Origin of the sequence: Salinicoccus halodurans (assembly GCF_900114445.1) — a bacterium.
GTDB lineage: Bacteria > Bacillota > Bacilli > Staphylococcales > Salinicoccaceae > Salinicoccus > Salinicoccus halodurans.
On sequence record NZ_FOTB01000001.1, the window covers coordinates 561,218 to 577,142 of the forward strand.

18 protein-coding genes are annotated in these 15,925 nt (G+C 45.5%); all 18 read left to right on the plus strand.

From position 1 onward, the window contains the following. Nucleotides 1–7 precede the first annotated feature (7 nt). The 18 genes from mnmA to yqeK all read left to right on the plus strand — a co-directional run bounded on the left by mnmA (nucleotide 8) and on the right by yqeK (nucleotide 15,924). A complete protein-coding gene (gene mnmA / locus BM271_RS02770) occupies nucleotides 8–1,114 on the plus strand; it encodes a tRNA 2-thiouridine(34) synthase MnmA (RefSeq protein WP_082103661.1) in 1,107 nt (368 codons plus the stop codon). Further along, the gene (locus tag BM271_RS02775) at nucleotides 1,114–1,761 is read left to right on the plus strand and encodes a tetratricopeptide repeat protein (protein WP_046790115.1); all 648 of its coding nucleotides are present in this window, start codon (nucleotides 1,114–1,116) and stop codon (nucleotides 1,759–1,761) included. The genes mnmA and BM271_RS02775 overlap by 1 nt, the downstream gene beginning before the upstream one ends. Nucleotides 1,762–1,789: 28 nt before the next feature. Then, on the plus strand, nucleotides 1,790–4,159 hold the full coding sequence (recD2, locus tag BM271_RS02780; RefSeq protein WP_046790116.1) for an SF1B family DNA helicase RecD2: 2,370 nt from the start codon (nucleotides 1,790–1,792) through the stop codon (nucleotides 4,157–4,159). Between the two features lie 251 nt (nucleotides 4,160–4,410). Continuing rightward, nucleotides 4,411–7,041 carry an alanine--tRNA ligase gene (gene alaS / locus BM271_RS02785; RefSeq protein ID WP_046790117.1) on the plus strand — a complete coding sequence of 877 codons (2,631 nt, stop codon included), beginning with the start codon at nucleotides 4,411–4,413 and terminating at the stop codon, nucleotides 7,039–7,041. 55 nt (nucleotides 7,042–7,096) lie between these two features. Then, nucleotides 7,097–7,360: an IreB family regulatory phosphoprotein gene (locus tag BM271_RS02790; RefSeq protein WP_046790118.1), complete on the plus strand. Its 264-nt coding sequence runs from the start codon at nucleotides 7,097–7,099 to the stop codon at nucleotides 7,358–7,360. Beyond that, entirely contained in the window at nucleotides 7,353–7,784 is a 432-nt protein-coding gene (gene ruvX, locus BM271_RS02795; protein ID WP_046790119.1) for a Holliday junction resolvase RuvX, read from the plus strand. The genes BM271_RS02790 and ruvX overlap by 8 nt, the downstream gene beginning before the upstream one ends. A 3-nt stretch (nucleotides 7,785–7,787) precedes the next feature. Then, a complete protein-coding gene (locus tag BM271_RS02800) occupies nucleotides 7,788–8,093 on the plus strand; it encodes a DUF1292 domain-containing protein (protein WP_046790120.1) in 306 nt (101 codons plus the stop codon). A gap of 70 nt (nucleotides 8,094–8,163) precedes the next feature. Continuing rightward, nucleotides 8,164–9,294, plus strand: coding sequence for an endolytic transglycosylase MltG (mltG, locus tag BM271_RS02805; protein WP_046790121.1), 1,131 nt, complete (start codon nucleotides 8,164–8,166; stop codon nucleotides 9,292–9,294). 110 nt (nucleotides 9,295–9,404) lie between these two features. After that, nucleotides 9,405–10,046, plus strand: a complete 642-nt coding sequence (locus tag BM271_RS02810; protein ID WP_052749844.1) for an O-methyltransferase — start codon at nucleotides 9,405–9,407, stop codon at nucleotides 10,044–10,046. Further along, nucleotides 10,043–10,663, plus strand: a complete 621-nt coding sequence (gene udk, locus BM271_RS02815; protein WP_046790122.1) for a uridine kinase — start codon at nucleotides 10,043–10,045, stop codon at nucleotides 10,661–10,663. The genes BM271_RS02810 and udk overlap by 4 nt, the downstream gene beginning before the upstream one ends. 38 nt (nucleotides 10,664–10,701) lie before the next feature. Next, on the plus strand, nucleotides 10,702–11,178 hold the full coding sequence (gene greA, locus BM271_RS02820) for a transcription elongation factor GreA (protein ID WP_046790123.1): 477 nt from the start codon (nucleotides 10,702–10,704) through the stop codon (nucleotides 11,176–11,178). Beyond that, nucleotides 11,171–11,875, plus strand: a complete 705-nt coding sequence (locus BM271_RS02825; protein ID WP_052749845.1) for a 5'-methylthioadenosine/adenosylhomocysteine nucleosidase — start codon at nucleotides 11,171–11,173, stop codon at nucleotides 11,873–11,875. The genes greA and BM271_RS02825 overlap by 8 nt, the downstream gene beginning before the upstream one ends. 193 nt (nucleotides 11,876–12,068) lie before the next feature. Continuing rightward, a complete protein-coding gene (locus tag BM271_RS02830; protein ID WP_046790124.1) occupies nucleotides 12,069–12,590 on the plus strand; it encodes a YqeG family HAD IIIA-type phosphatase in 522 nt (173 codons plus the stop codon). 6 nt (nucleotides 12,591–12,596) lie between these two features. Then, a complete protein-coding gene (gene yqeH, locus BM271_RS02835; protein ID WP_046790125.1) occupies nucleotides 12,597–13,703 on the plus strand; it encodes a ribosome biogenesis GTPase YqeH in 1,107 nt (368 codons plus the stop codon). Continuing rightward, a complete protein-coding gene (gene aroE / locus BM271_RS02840; RefSeq protein WP_046790126.1) occupies nucleotides 13,703–14,512 on the plus strand; it encodes a shikimate dehydrogenase in 810 nt (269 codons plus the stop codon). Before yqeH ends, aroE begins: the two co-directional genes overlap by 1 nt. Next, entirely contained in the window at nucleotides 14,509–14,805 is a 297-nt protein-coding gene (yhbY, locus tag BM271_RS02845; protein WP_046790127.1) for a ribosome assembly RNA-binding protein YhbY, read from the plus strand. The genes aroE and yhbY overlap by 4 nt, the downstream gene beginning before the upstream one ends. Continuing rightward, the gene (gene nadD / locus BM271_RS02850) at nucleotides 14,802–15,365 is read left to right on the plus strand and encodes a nicotinate (nicotinamide) nucleotide adenylyltransferase (protein WP_046790128.1); all 564 of its coding nucleotides are present in this window, start codon (nucleotides 14,802–14,804) and stop codon (nucleotides 15,363–15,365) included. The genes yhbY and nadD overlap by 4 nt, the downstream gene beginning before the upstream one ends. Next, nucleotides 15,355–15,924, plus strand: coding sequence for a bis(5'-nucleosyl)-tetraphosphatase (symmetrical) YqeK (gene yqeK, locus BM271_RS02855; protein ID WP_046790129.1), 570 nt, complete (start codon nucleotides 15,355–15,357; stop codon nucleotides 15,922–15,924). Before nadD ends, yqeK begins: the two co-directional genes overlap by 11 nt. Nucleotide 15,925: the final 1 nt, after the last annotated feature.

A 15,925-nucleotide genomic window follows, 5' to 3' on the forward strand; every position in this document is an offset into this window, starting at 1 on the left:
GTTGGATTTGGATAATTCAAAAATTACCGTAGTTGTCGGCATGAGCGGCGGGGTGGACAGCTCCGTCACCGCAAAACTGCTGAAGGAACAAGGATATAACACAATTGGGATATTCATGAAGAACTGGGATGATACGGACGAGTTCGGCGTATGCACAGCAACGACGGACTATGAAGATGTAAGGCTTGTTGCAGAACAGATCGGCATCCCTTATTACTCAGTGAATTTTGAAAGAGAGTATTATGACAGAGTGTTTAAATACTTCCTCGAAGAGTACAAAAAAGGAAGGACGCCGAACCCTGATGTAATGTGCAACAAGGAAATCAAATTCAATGCGTTTTTGGACCACGCGATGAAGCTCGGTGCGGATTACGTGGCAACAGGCCATTATGCGCAGGTAATCCATGGCGAAGACGGTGTAACTATGCTCCGAGGTGTGGATAATAATAAGGATCAGACTTATTTCCTCAATCAGCTGTCAACGGAACAACTGTCAAAAGTGATGTTCCCGCTCGGCCATCTGAACAAACCGGAAGTCAGGGAGCTCGCACAAAAATATGATCTCGCGACTAAAGACAAAAAAGATTCCACCGGCATCTGCTTTATCGGAGAAAGGGACTTCAAAGAGTTCCTGAGCGGCTATCTGCCTGCCAACCCGGGGCGCATGATTGAAATGGATACGGGGGAAGACAAAGGGCGGCATGACGGTCTGATGTACTATACGATCGGCCAGCGTCAGGGACTTGGTATCGGCGGGGACGGCGGACCTTACTTTGTAGCAGGCAAAAATCTTGAGACGAATGAATTATATGTCGTTTCAGGATATGATAATCCGGCGCTCAGCTCATCCAGCCTGGAAGCTTCCGAACTGAACCTGATCAACGATATGCCTGAAACATTCGACTGCACCGCAAAATTCAGATACCGTCAGGAAGACGTGCCGGTTACTGTAACGCGCATGGGCGACGATGAAATCAAAGTGGATTTCCATGAACCTGCCCGCTCAGTCACGCCGGGACAGGCCGTTGTACTTTATGACGGAGATGTATGTCTCGGCGGTGCAACGATCGACCGTGTCTTCAAGGATTCCAAAGTATTGGAGTACCTCGGATAATGGCGCTTGATTATGAGACGCTGATAAGAGACGGCAGGACTGAAGAAGCGATAGAAGCGATTTTCAAAGCGATTGATGCGGAACCAAAAGAGGAAGCTCACTATATAAACGCCGGCAACATGCTGCATAAAGCGGGAAAAGACGAGGAGGCGGAACGCTTTTTCCAAAAAGCGATTTCGCTGAACTCAGGCAGCACAAGCGCCTTTTATTCCCTCGCAAACCTTTACTTCGACCACGGACGGTTTGAAGAGGCCATCCGCCTCTATCTGCTTGCCTATTCAAGAAATGAGGAAGACGCGGATCTGAACTTCATGCTGGCGATGTCACATATGCATCTCGAACAGCCGGAAAAAGCGATACAGTTTTTTGAAGCGGCGCATGAGGCAAAACCGGATGATACGGGCATCAGTTTCCAGTATGGTCTGCTCTGCTGCCAGCTTGGACTGTATGAACCTGCGGAAAAACTGCTGGGTAAAGTGACCGCAGCGGAAAAGCATGCGGATGCCGAATATAATATGGGACTGCTGAAACTCATGAAATATGATGACAGGAAAACTGCCATAGGGCATTTTGAAAATGCGGCGGAGATTCAGAAAGACCATCATCTAGCACACAATGCAATTAAAAAATTAAAAGAAATGAAGTAAAAGCGCCTTTTAAGGAAAGTGATCCTGCATGGAACAGTCGACAATCTATGATGATGTATACATTACCGGGGAAGTGGAGCGTGTCATATTCATGAGTGAACAGACGCGTTTTGCTGTCCTGAAAGTGAATATAAGCGAGACGAATACCCATTTCAATGACGAAGCCATTGTGACGGGTTATTTCCATGCGGTGGCTGAGGGGGATTCATACCGGTTCTCCGGGAAAATAACAAACCATGCAAGGTACGGGGAGCAGTTCAGTGCAGATTCGTTCAAGAAGGAACTGCCGAATACAGTGAGGGGGGTCATCCAGTATCTATCCGGTGACACTTTCCCGGGAATAGGGGAGAAGACGGCCAAAAAGATTGTGGAATCCCTTGGCGTGAATGCCCTGGAGAAAATTTCTGATGATGCCTCTGTGCTGAAGGATGTCGGCGGATTGTCAAAAAGTAAAATAGAGATGATCCACAGGACGATCCTGGAAAACCGTCAGACCGAGCAGTCGGTGATCAAGCTGACGGAACTCGGCTTCGGCCCGAGGATGAGTGCGAAGATCCTGAAGACCTATCAGGATGAGACGATGCACATCATTGAAAAAGAGCCCTACAGGCTGGTGATGGATGTAGAAGGCGTCGGATTTGCGACAGCCGATAAGATTGCCCTCTCTTCCGGAATTGCGCTGAATGACACAGGACGTCTGAAAGCCGGCATCATGTATGTGATGGAGGCGGAAGTCATGGGGGACGGCCATACCTATATAGAGATGGGGCAGCTGATCGAGCTGACTGACGGCCTGCTTTCCAAAAACGGCGTCCGGCATTTCAATGACGATGAAATTACAGAAGCCGTCGAAACACTCGCAGACAATGACCAGCTGATCAGATATTCCGGCCGGATCTACATCCCTTCATTATTTTATTCGGAATATAAATCGTCAGAACAGATCTACCGCCTGATGAATGACAGAACTGATATTTCAATCAGTGAGGAAAAGGCGGGCGACATGGTCACAGAAGTCGGTGAACATTTTGGCATCGGTTATAATATCCGGCAGAAGGAAGCGATCATTTCCGCTTTGACCAAGAAGATATCGATTATCACCGGCGGACCCGGGACAGGCAAGACGACGATCGTCAAAGGGATCATCAATGCCTATCACCGGCTTCATAAACTCAAGGATTATGATGAATATGAAGCCGATGAGTACCCGATACGTCTGATTGCACCGACCGGCCGGGCGTCGAAAAGGCTGAGTGAAACTGCAGGCATCGCTGCATCCACCATCCACCGGCTCATCGGCTGGGGCTTGGATACCGGCAAGGATGAGATCATCGATGCGGAAATTGACGCGGAACTGATCATCATCGACGAAATGTCGATGGTGGATACATGGCTTTTCTATCAGTTCATGCGAAATGTCAAACCCTATACGATCCTGGTGTTCGTGGGGGACCGCGATCAGCTGCCTTCAGTAGGGCCGGGAACGGTATTCAAAGATCTCATATCTTCCGATGTCGTGCCCGTCACAGAACTAGATACCATCTACCGGCAGGGGGAAGGATCCTCAATCATCCGGCTCGCCCACCAGATCAAGACCCGTGAACGGATGAACATCACTGAAAAATTCAGTGACCGGCTCTTCATCCCGGCCCGCGTCAACCAGATACCGGAGCTCATAGAGAAGGTCGTGGACAAAGCGGTCGGCAAAGGCTATGATATGCGGGATATCCAGGTCCTCGCCCCCATTTACAGGGGGAATGCCGGCATTTCGAAACTCAACCAGATCCTGCAGACGATACTGAATCCTGAAGCGGAGGAAAAAAACGAAACCGAATTCGGTGACGTCATTTTCCGTGAGGGCGATAAAGTCATCCAGCTCGTCAACCGGGGCGAAGATAACGTCTTCAACGGTGACTCCGGTATCATTGAGTCCATACTGTTCAAAGATCAGGATGAAGCGGAGAAAGACACCATAATGGTGGATTTTGACGGCATCCACATTGCGTATGAGCGCAAAGAGCTGACTGAATTATCCCATGCGTACTGCACCAGTATCCATAAGGCGCAGGGCAGTGAATATCCGATCGTCATCATGCCGGTTGTAAAAAGCTACCGCCATATGCTGATGAAGAACATCGTGTACACAGGCATTACAAGAGCAAAGGAATCACTGATCATCTGTGGAGATTCAGAGGCTTTTTACGACGCGCTTGAGCGTGAAGGCATAGAACGTAATACGTCATTGGAAGAAATGATCCATGCACTGTTCGGCATTACTGAGAAAAAAGAAGAAGTGCAGGACCTGCCTGACGGGGAAAAGATTCTGAGTGAGGAAAACATGATGAAAATTCCTGCAATGATCAACATGGATGAAGTGTCACCCTATGATTTCAATTGACACACAGGGTTTAAATACTTATAATCAAAATCAAGTAATGACCGTAAGATTAAGTTGACGGAGCGCACTGTCAGAGACATTGTGGGTGGTGAAAACAATGATGCGCCCGTCACCGTGCTGTCTTCCGGTACAACGTGATAATACAGGAGTGACGGCTCAGGCCGTAACTTGGGTGGTACCGCGGTTTAGATCGTCCCATATTTTGGGAGGGTCTTTTTTTATTTCAAAAATCTTAATACGGAGTGATGGATATGAAAAAAAGAACAGGTAATGAATTAAGAGATCTTTTTCTTGAATATTTCAGCAATATGGATCACATGGTGGAACCGAGTGCACCGCTTGTGCCGATTGATGATGATTCACTGCTTTGGATCAACTCAGGTGTAGCAACGCTGAAAAAATATTTCGACGGACGTGTCATCCCTGAAAATCCGAAAATCGTCAATGCACAAAAAGCGATCCGTACGAATGATATCGAGAACGTCGGCTTTACAGCACGCCACCATACATTCTTTGAAATGCTCGGAAACTTCTCAATCGGGGACTATTTCAAAAAGGAAGCGATTGAATATGCATGGGACTTCCTGACAAATAAAGACTATATCGGCTTCGATCCTGACCTGCTCTATGTGACGATCCATCCGGAAGATGAAGATGCCTACAGGATTTGGAATGAGACCATCGGCCTTTCTCCTGAGCGGATCATCCGCATTGAAGGCAACTTCTGGGACATTGGTGAAGGTCCGTGCGGACCAAACAGTGAAATATTCTATGACCGCGGGACATCCTATGAACTGGATTCGCCTGCTGAAGAATTATATCCCGGCGGCGAGAATGAGAGATATCTCGAGATTTGGAATCTGGTATTCAGTGAGTTCAATCATAATAAAGACGGTTCATACACACCGTTGCCGAAGAAGAATATTGATACCGGCATGGGCCTTGAGCGGCTGGCGAGTATCATTCAGGACGCACCGACGAACTTCGACACCGATCTCTTCACCCCGATTCTCGGCGCCCTTGAAAAAATCAGCGGCAGCAGCTACGGACAGGATGATCAGATAGACACTGCATTCAAAGTGATCAGCGACCATATCAGGACGGTCAGTTTTGCAGTGGCTGACGGTGCGCTGCCTTCGAATGAAGGCCGCGGATATGTACTGCGCCGCCTCATCAGACGCGCAGTGCGTTTCAGCAAGGATCTGAATATCAGACGTGCATTCATGTATGAGCTTGTCGATACCGTTGCCGAAGTCATGGGCGGGTTCTACAGCAATGTCCGGGAAAGAAAGGACTTTATCAAAGAAGTGATCAAGAAGGAAGAGGAACGTTTCCTTGTAACACTTGATGAAGGAATCCGCATATATGAAGGTCTCAGGGATGAAGCGAAGAAAAATGATTCCGTAATCAGCGGGGAGGCGGCATTCCGTCTGTATGACACATACGGATTCCCGTATGAACTGACTAAGGAATATGCTGAAAACGACGGTCTCAAAGTCGATGAAGAAGGATTCATAGAAGAGATGAAACAGCAGCGTGAGCGTGCAAGAAATGCAAGAAAGGCCGGCGAATCCATGCAGGTCCAATCAGAAACGCTTGCTAACATCACTGCACCGAGCGTGTTCACGGGATACGATTCCAGGAAAGAAGAGGCGGTGCTCACGCATATCATCAAAGCAGACACTGCACTCGAATCTCTTTCAGAAACAGGCAGTGTTGAACTGCTGTTTGACAAGACGCCGTTTTATGCCGTAAGCGGCGGACAGATTGCGGACAGGGGAATCATCGAAAATAGAGAGGCAAAACTCGAAGTGACCTCTGTCTACAAAGCGCCGAACGGACAGAATGTGCATGTTGCAAATCTGCTCAGCGGTACAATCAATACGGGCGCAGTGTATTCTCTTACAGTCAGCCGTAATGACCGCAACTTCATTATTAAGAACCATACTGCAACCCATCTGCTGCACCAGGCACTTAAAGATACACTCGGCGATCATGTGAATCAGGCAGGTTCACTTGTTGAAAAAGAACGTCTGCGTTTCGACTTCTCCCATCTGGAAGGGCTGTCTGAAGCAGAAATAAAGACAATCGAGGAGATTGTAAACGAAAAGATATATGAAAATATGGATGTCAGGATTTCTGAAATGCCGATTGAAGAGGCGAAAGCGAAAGGCGCAATGGCTTTATTCGGCGAAAAATACGGCAGCGTTGTCCGTGTGGTGGATATCGATGAGTATTCAGTTGAGCTGTGCGGCGGCATTCACGTCAGAAACACGGCGGAAATCGGTCTGTTTAAAATCGTTTCCGAGTCAGGCATCGGTGCCGGTGTGCGCAGAATCGAGGCTGTGACCAGCAAATATGCTGCAGCCACGTATAAAGCGAAAGAAGACCAGTTGCAGAAAATCGCGTCTGTGCTCAAGGTGAAGGAAAATCAGGTCACTAAAAAACTGGATGCTGTGCTTGAGGAATCCAAGGCCTTGAAAGAGGAAAACAAATCCCTCAAAGCATCCAGACAGGATGAGAAGCTCAGCAATATCGACGCACTGGCGGAAACGATTGAAGGCGTGCGGGTAATTTCTGCGGAAGTGCCGGCCGGCAATGCGAAAGAACTGAGGGAAACGATGGATAACATCAAATCCAAAGCCCAGGATGCCATCATTGCACTCGCATCCGTGAATGATGATAAAGTATCACTTGTCGTCACTGTGCCAAAAACGCTCACAGACAGGATCAAGGCAGGCGAAATCATGAAAGGCATGGCTGAAGCGGTTGACGGAAAAGGCGGGGGACGTCCGGATATGGCCCAGGGCGGCGGAACCAACCCGGCGAATATAACAATTGCATTACAATTCGTTAAAAACCACGTTAAAAGTTCATTATAGAGGTATATGCATGCTATAATGGAACATAAATGTTAGTAGGATGGGAGTGCTGATTTTGAATCAATTTGACGAAACGATGAAGTTCAATGTTGAAGATACACAGGCACACAATGTCAAAGAAATACTCACAAATGTTTACAACACCCTGGAGGAACGCGGCTACAATCCTATCAACCAGATTGTCGGCTATCTTCAAAGCGGTGATCCCGCTTATATCCCACGTCATAATGAAGCCCGGAACCACATACGTCATGTGGACCGCGATGAGATCATGGAAGTTCTCGTAAGAACGTATATCGAGCGGGAGATAAATGAATAGAACGCTCGGTCTTGATGTTGGCACTAAAACGGTCGGGGTTGCCCTCAGTGATGCACTGGGGTGGACTGCCCAAGGTTTGACGACTCTGAAAATTGATTCTGAAAATGGTGTTTTCGGCATTGATGAAGTGGAGAAGATTGTACAGGAAAATGACGTATCCACCATCGTAGTCGGACTTCCAAAACACATGAACAACTCGATAGGCGAAAGCGGAGAACGATCCATCCATTATAGTAAATTGCTTGAAAAGAGCATGCCAGATGTTAAAATACTATTATGGGATGAGCGTCTCAGCACTGCAGGTGCCGAGAGAACGCTGTTGGAAGCGGACGTCTCCCGCAAAAAACGGAAAGCTGTAATCGATAAGATGGCTGCTGTATTCATATTGCAGGGCTTCCTCGATAATCCAGCAAAAGGAGAATAACCAATGAGTCAGGAAGAAATGGATTTTAACCAGGAAGAAGAACTTCTTACGTTATATGACGAAGAAGGCAATGAAGTACTGTACCGGAAAATGCTTGAATTCCATCATCCTGAATTCGGTAAAGACTATGTAATTCTTGCCGAAGAGGGCAATTTCTCGAATGATGATGAAGAGATTGAACTCATCCCGATGATAAATGTTGCCGATGAAGATGGCGAAGGCGGAAAATTCCTGCCGGTTGAAACTGATGATGAGTGGGATATGATCGAAGAAGTGGTCAACACCCGCATGGATGACCCGGAAGAGTAGGTCATTAGAAAAAGGTTACAGAATGGCTTCCAATGTCAATTGGAAGCTATTTTTGAGATAGGAGTTTTATATGAGTAGACATGATGACATCAAATTTTCCAAAAATGTATCTTCTTACCTGTCGCTGTTTGTCATCGGAATACTGGCACTCGCTCTGATCATTGCAGCAATCGTGATTTATATGTACATAAAATCAGGCAGTGAACCTCTTGATGCCAATTCAACGGAGACAAAACAGGTTGTCATTGAACAGGGCGCGTCATCTGAAATGATTGGGCAGCAACTGGAAGAAGAAGGCATCATAAGGAATGGAATGATGTTTGAGTATTTTCTTAAGCTGAACAGCATCACCGACTATCATGCCGGTGAGTACGAACTTTCGCCAAGTATGGATTTTGAACAGATTGCAAAGACTCTTGAAACAGGGCGGGTCTATCAGGAAGTCCTGTATCGTCTGACCATACCTGAGGGTTATTCGGTTGAAGAGATAGCGGCACAGGCTGAAGAACAGCTGCCCATTTCTTCGGATCGTTTTATGGAATTGATGGAAGATGAAGAATTTATCAAATCCCTCATCGAAGAGTACCCTGAAATGCTGACGGATGAAATACTGGATGAAGAGGTGAAATTCCCGCTGGAAGGCTATCTTTACCCGGCGACATATGATATTACAGAGGAAGAGCCGAAAATTGAGAACCTCGTCCGTAAAATGCTGGATGCCACGAAAGCCAACAGTTACAGTGTTTATAACTCAGTGGACAGCTACAGCATCAATGTAGAGGGCGAAAACAAAGATCTCACATTCCATGAGTTCCTCACCCTTTCTTCACTGGTTGAAAAAGAAGCCACTTCACTTGCGGACCGCTCCAAGATTGCGAGCGTATTTCTGAACAGGATGTCTGAAACGCCGAGTATGCCGCTTCAGACAGACCCGACAGTCCTGTATGCCCTCGGTGAACACCAGGAACGTACATTATTTGAAGACCTTGAGGTTGAAGATCCTTATAACACCTATATCAATACTGGATTGCCACCGGGACCCATTGCTTCTCCGGGCCTTGAATCACTGCAGAGTACAATGAATCCTTCCAATACGGATTATTATTACTTCCTTGCAGACAGCGAAGGGAACAACCACTTTGCAAGAACTTTCGAGGAACATGTAGAAAACAGGGAAAAATATATTAATAATCAGGAGTAGTTGGTAAAAGTATCTTTTCAAGTGATATAAACTGTGCTACTATGAATTGTGATAAATACAGCAACTGATAACTTCCGTTATCAGTTGTATTTTTTATATGTGGTGAGGACATGGAAATATTTGAATATATAGAGAAGATGAACAGCAGACCTGAACTGTTTCCTGATATGCTCGCCTATGCCGTGGAACATAAAGTGCCGATCATGGATCCCGACGCACTGCAGGTGATGAAACATTACATGCATCTTACCGGTTCGAGATACATATTGGAAATCGGTACTGCCATCGGCTACAGTGCAATGCATATGCTTTCGGTAAGTGACGATGTGAAAGTCGTGACGATAGAAAAGAATGAGGACAGTTACAGGACAGCCCGTGATTTTTTCAAAAACCATGGTGTGGCAGCAAGGGTTGAATCGATTCTCGGAGATGCCAAAGAAGTTGGAACCGGGAGTCTGTCCGACACTCCTTTCGATATGCTGTTCATAGATGCCTCCAAGGGCAATAATGAATACTTTTTCGAAACCTTCAGTCCATTGGTCAAAGATGGCGGGCTGATCATCGTGGATAATATTCTGTTGAGAGGACTGGTGGTGGAAGAAGAGATCCAGTCAAGAAACAGGCGGCGGATGAAAGAGAAAGTCGATATGTTCAATAAAAGAATCGCTGCGTCGGGAATGCTTTCATCATTTTTACCCGTCGGCGACGGACTGCTTATCATCAGTAAAAAGGAAGAGGGAACGAACGCATGAAAAGACCGACGATTATAGGGATAGCCGGGGGATCCGGGTCGGGTAAGACTTCAGTTACCAGAAAAATAATGGAATCATTGAACGGTCACAGTGTAGTGCTGATCGAACAGGATTATTACTATAAGGACCAGAGTGATAAAACTTTTGAAGAACGTCTGCAGACGAACTACGATCATCCATTTGCATTTGATAATGACCTTCTCATTTCTCATATCATGCGGCTTTTAGATCGTGAGCCTGTTGAAGTGCCAACGTACAATTACGAAATCCATACGAGAAGTGACGAAACGATTTTGGTCGAACCCAAAGATGTAATCATCATCGAGGGGATATTTGCATTGGAGAATGAAAAACTCAGAGATCTGATGGATGTAAAACTTTATGTGGATACTGATTCCGATATCAGAATTCTTCGGCGTATGCAGCGGGATATTGAAAAACGCGGCCGCACGATGGATTCTGTAATCAATCAGTATTTGACGGTCGTACGGCCGATGCATCTGCAGTTCATCGAGCCGACAAAACGCTTCAGTGATATCATCATACCTGAGGGCGGAGAGAACAATGTCGCCATCGACCTGATAACAACCAAGATCCGAACACTGATTGACAATTAATATTTTTAAAAAACATATAAGTATACGGAGGAATTATAATGGATATGCAAAAAGAATTTCCGATGACACAGAGTGGTTATGAACAATTACAGGAGGAGCTTGAACAGCTGAAGACTGTCAAACGTCCTGAAGTTGTTGAAAAGATCAAAGTTGCAAGAAGTTTCGGAGACCTTTCCGAGAACTCTGAATACGATGCAGCAAAAGACGAGCAGGGCTTTGTAGAGCAGGAGATTACAAAGATCGAAGATATGCTGCGCCACGCTAAAATCATTGAAGAGAGCAACAATACGAATGAAGTTCAGCTTGGTAAAACGGTAACATTCACTGAGCTTCCTGATGGGGATAAAGAACAGTACCAAATTGTAGGCAGTGCGGAAGCCAATCCTTTTGAAGGCAAAATTTCCAACGAATCACCGATTGCCAAAGCGCTGCTTGGTGCAAAACTCAAAGATGAAATCAACGTTCCGCTCCCAAATGGCAATGACATGAAAGTTAAGATCGTATCCATTGACTAATAACAGCATCATAGGAATCATCGGTGCGATGAAACCGGAAGTTGATATCCTGAAGGAGTGGATGGATATCAGCGCCACTGACACCATTGCGCATGCGAAAGTATACAGAGGCCGGCTCGAAGGCCGGGAAGTGGCTCTGGTTGAAAGTGGCATAGGCAAAGTGAATGCCAGTATGATCACTGCACTTTTAATAGAAAGATACGATGTACGCATCGTAATCAACACCGGAGTGGCGGGCGCCTTATCCAGTAAACTTGATGTGACTGATATGGTTGTCAGTACATCCGTGCTCCACCATGATGTTGACGCTGTGGAGTTTGGTTATGAGCTTGGTCAGGTTCCTGGCATGCCTAAATTCTATCTGGCTGACAAAGGGCTTGCCAAACTTGCTCTGGAAGCGATCAGCAGAGATCCGGATATTGAAGGTCACGGAGGTCTGGTTGTAAGCGGTGATTCCTTTGTGAGCAGCACTGCACAGAAAAAATCAATCACGGGTAACTTCCGGCAGGCCCTGGCAGTCGACATGGAATCTGCGGCCATTGCACAGACCTGCTATCAATATTCGACATCTTTTGTCATCATCAGATCGGTTTCCGACAAAGCAGATGATTCTGCGGATATGACATATGACGAATTTTTAGCGAAAGCTTGTATTCATTCGTCTGAAGTTGTAAAATCATTATTGAAGGACTTGTAATTTGGAGGGATATCCATGCTTTTTCTCATGATCATTTCAATCGTCATTACAGTCGGTATCGGATACCTGGTCTACAGGGATACTGAAACAGAAGATAATGAAATCATTGAATAATCCATAAAGCGCCTTAATTTATTAAGGCGCTTTTAATTTTGTGTTAAAATATAGGAAAACTCATCAGAGGTGCAGTATATTGAAGCTCTTAGAAAAATACTTCCTGCCCAGTGACCATGTAAAGCATTTTTACACCATCACTCCTGAATATTTGAAAGAACGGGGCATCAGGGCAGTGATTACTGATTTGGATAATACCCTTGTCGGATTCGATGAAGCACACGCAAATGAAGTTGTCATCAATTGGTTCAAATCTTTAAATGCTCATGATATAAAAGTGGCAATTGTCTCAAACGGCAACAGAACCCGTGTGAGCGGATTTTGTGACCCGCATGACATCGATTATATATTCAGTGCAAAAAAACCTTTGGGTAAGGCGTTTAGAAAAGCGATACGTATGATGGATGTTGAAGCCTCAGATACTGTTATGATCGGAGATCAGCTTATGACTGATATTTTCGGAGCCAACAGAGCAGGACTTGAAAGCATACTCGTCCTTCCGGTCAAAAAGAAAGATGGATGGGCGACACTGCTGAACCGCAGGATAGAGAGACGGATTATGAAGTACTTCGACCGTAAAGGTCTGATCAATTGGGGGTAATAAAGTTTGGAACAGCTTAAATGTATCGGCTGCGGCGCAGCGCTGCAGCCGGAAGATGAAACGAAACCTGGATTCATACCGGCGAGCGGCATGAATAAGGAAGACGCTATATGCAAAAGATGCTATCGTCTCAAGCATTACAATGAAGTAATGGATCTGGATGTTGATTCCGGGGACTTCATGGCGATGCTCAATGCACTTTATGAGACGGACGGTCTGATTGTCAAGGTGCTTGACGTCTTCGACTTCAACGGCAGCATCATTCCTTCATTCAATAGGATTGTAGGAGATAAAAAAGTGCTTGCAGTCATCAATAAGATAGACCTGCTGCCGAAATCGGTCAACAGGAACAGGGTGGTTCACAGAGCTAAACACATGCTCAGTGAAGCCGGTATCAAAGCCGTTGACACTGTAGTAATCAGCGCCAGGAAGAATGAAGGCATAGACATGCTGGTCAGGAAAATGTCTGAAATGGCTGACGGTCAGGACGTGTACGTCGTCGGAACGACCAATGTCGGTAAATCGACGCTGATCAACAAGTTGATTGAGAATACTACAGGGGATAAGGAGGTCATCACCACCAGCAAGTTTCCGGGGACGACACTGGACTTGATTGATATACCGCTCGGTCCGGATTCATTCATCTTTGATACACCAGGCGTAGTCGTAAAATCACAAATGGCACATTATGTGCATAAAGATTCCCTTAAATTCATCACACCGGTCAAAGAGATAAAATCAAAAGGCTTTCAGCTTAATGCCGGGCAGACTTTATTCATCTCGAATCTTGCAAGGGTGGACTTCACGGAAGGCGAACGCAACAGTTTTAATGTATATGCTTCAGATAAAGTGAACATCCATCGGACAAAACTGGAGAATGCGGATGAATTTTATGAGAAGCATTATAACGGCCTGCTGGCACCGCCGGAAATCGACCGTCCTTATTTGTCCGAAGATTATTCCGAGTTCGAATTCAGTGCGGACAGTGACAGTGATCTGTCTATCAGCGGTCTTGCATTTGTGTCCATAGGTGCAGGAGCAAAAATACGTGTCAGGGTTCCAAAGGGTGTGGATGTTGTTTTAAGGCCGACTATATTTAAAGGTGGGCTATGATGGGTAGATATGCAGTAATAGGACACCCGATTTCACATACACTGTCTCCGCTCATCCATCATGCAAACTTCGATGCAAAAGGAACCGATGATGAATATAAGGCGCTGGATATATCCGCGGATCAGCTGAAGTTCATCAGAGAGATAGCCGTGCGGGAAGCTCTTGACGGATTCAACGTCACAATCCCTCATAAAGAGACGATAATGGAGTTTCTGGATGAAATAGATGAGGGTGCAAGAATGATTGGCGCCGTGAATACAGTAGCTGTCAAAGATGGTGTTTTCAAAGGATACAACACTGATATTTCAGGGTATATGAATGCATTCACAGCACGTTTCGGGGAACAGAAACGAAAAGTCCTCATCATCGGTGCCGGCGGGGCTGCGAAAGCGGTGCAGAGGGCGCACAGTGACCACGGAGATGACGTGACTGTCGCTGCGAGGAGAAAAGAAAGTTTCGCACAGTTTAAAACTGATGATTTCACACCGTTGCTGATTGAAGATATTTCGATTCAAAACCAATATGACGCAATCATTAATACGACACCTGTCGGCATGAAAGATGAAGATGTCTTTGAAGTTATGCATATCCCTGCGACGATTGTCAAAGAGGACACTATCGGCATGGATCTGATATATCAGCCCGGATGTACAATATTCTTATCTTATTTTAATGGGAAAAATGCGATGAATGGTCTGCCGATGCTGGTTTCACAGGCAATGGACGCCTACACTATATGGACCGGCAAAAAGGGCGACTATGAAGCTGCAAATAAAAAATGCAAGGAATACTTTGGAGGTAAATCATGAATAATTTAACTTCACGTCAAGTGAAGCAGCTCAAATCTAAGGCACATCACCTGAATCCGATTTTTCAGGTCGGAAAAAATGGAGTCAATGACAATTTCACAGAGCAGATCAGTGATGTTCTGGAAAAAAGGGAACTTATAAAAATCTCAATACTGCAGAACTGCCTGGAGGACAAGGATGATATTGCCAAACAGATCAGCGATGCGACAGAAAGTCATGTGGTTACGATAATCGGCAATACGATTATCCTGTATAAAGAATCCGAAAACAGCAGGAAAATCGAACTCTCATGAAAATAGGCGTTTTTGGAGGTACTTTCGATCCGGTCCATATCGGGCATATCCATGCAGTGGCTGAGGCGAAGATTGCATTGAATCTGGATAAAGTCATTATTATACCGGCGCGGCAATCTCCATTGAAATCCAGTTCGCCGACCAAGGATAAGCACCGTTTAAACATGCTGCATCATGCTGTCGAAGGGTATGGTTTCATAGAAATAGACACTTTTGAACTGGAACAGGAAGGTGTCAGCTACACTTATGGAACAGCTCTGTATCTGGCCCGGAAGTATCCGGAGGATGAACTTTATTTCCTGATGGGCATGGACCAGTATCGGAGCTTTGATAAATGGCACAAGAACGATGAATTACTGGAACTGATGAACTTTGCAGTAATGGCGCGGGCCGCTGAAGATGTGAGGGTAAAACAGCCGTTCATTCATATTCAACAGCCTGTGGTAGAAGTGTCTTCGACTATTATACGTGAACGCATCGCCAACGGAAATATAGTACGCCATCAATTGAACAGCGCCGTTTACAAGTATATAAAGGAGCAGGGATTGTATGAAGCGTAAAGAAGCTATCGAGATTGTAAAAGAAAAATTACCGGAAAAAAGATATAAACATTCCAAACGTGTAGCCGAAACCGCTGCAGAGATGGCAAAAATCTTTAAAGGGGATGAAGATAAATGTTATCTTGCAGGGATGCTTCACGACTATTCAAAATATGATGAACTCAGTGAAATGTACCAGTATGTCACACAGTATGATCTGGATCCAGATCTTCTGAGCTTTAAATCTGAGGTCCTTCACGGTCCTGTCGCAGCTGTGAAGATGCGTGAGGAATTCGGTATAGAGGATGAAGAGATTTTTCAGGCAATCATGAATCACACTTCCGGCAGAAGCCAGATGACATTGAATGAGAAGATTATTTTTGTCGCGGACTATATAGAACCTAACAGAAGCCAGCCGGGTGTGGAATACATCAGGGACATCGTTTTTGAAAAACAGGATCTGGATTTTGCAGTCTACGAAATCACGAAAGCCAATATACTGCACCTTGTATCAAAAGATCGTGCAGTCTATCACAGGACGGTAGATTGTCTGAACTACTACAATATGGTAAAGGAGTGAC

What these genes read in the sequence shown, in the direction of transcription:
- nadD (WP_046790128.1), top strand. Translation starts at nt 14,802, where the DNA reads ATGAAAATAGGCGTTTTTGGAGGTACTTTCGATCCGGTCCATATCGGG.
- mltG (WP_046790121.1), top strand. Translation starts at nt 8,164, where the DNA reads ATGAGTAGACATGATGACATCAAATTTTCCAAAAATGTATCTTCTTAC.
- recD2 (WP_046790116.1), top strand. Translation starts at nt 1,790, where the DNA reads ATGGAACAGTCGACAATCTATGATGATGTATACATTACCGGGGAAGTG.
- yhbY (WP_046790127.1), top strand. Translation starts at nt 14,509, where the DNA reads ATGAATAATTTAACTTCACGTCAAGTGAAGCAGCTCAAATCTAAGGCA.
- ruvX (WP_046790119.1), top strand. Translation starts at nt 7,353, where the DNA reads ATGAATAGAACGCTCGGTCTTGATGTTGGCACTAAAACGGTCGGGGTT.
- BM271_RS02775 (WP_046790115.1), top strand. Translation starts at nt 1,114, where the DNA reads ATGGCGCTTGATTATGAGACGCTGATAAGAGACGGCAGGACTGAAGAA.
- BM271_RS02800 (WP_046790120.1), top strand. Translation starts at nt 7,788, where the DNA reads ATGAGTCAGGAAGAAATGGATTTTAACCAGGAAGAAGAACTTCTTACG.
- alaS (WP_046790117.1), top strand. Translation starts at nt 4,411, where the DNA reads ATGAAAAAAAGAACAGGTAATGAATTAAGAGATCTTTTTCTTGAATAT.
- greA (WP_046790123.1), top strand. Translation starts at nt 10,702, where the DNA reads ATGGATATGCAAAAAGAATTTCCGATGACACAGAGTGGTTATGAACAA.
- aroE (WP_046790126.1), top strand. Translation starts at nt 13,703, where the DNA reads ATGGGTAGATATGCAGTAATAGGACACCCGATTTCACATACACTGTCT.
- yqeK (WP_046790129.1), top strand. Translation starts at nt 15,355, where the DNA reads ATGAAGCGTAAAGAAGCTATCGAGATTGTAAAAGAAAAATTACCGGAA.
- BM271_RS02810 (WP_052749844.1), top strand. Translation starts at nt 9,405, where the DNA reads ATGGAAATATTTGAATATATAGAGAAGATGAACAGCAGACCTGAACTG.
- udk (WP_046790122.1), top strand. Translation starts at nt 10,043, where the DNA reads ATGAAAAGACCGACGATTATAGGGATAGCCGGGGGATCCGGGTCGGGT.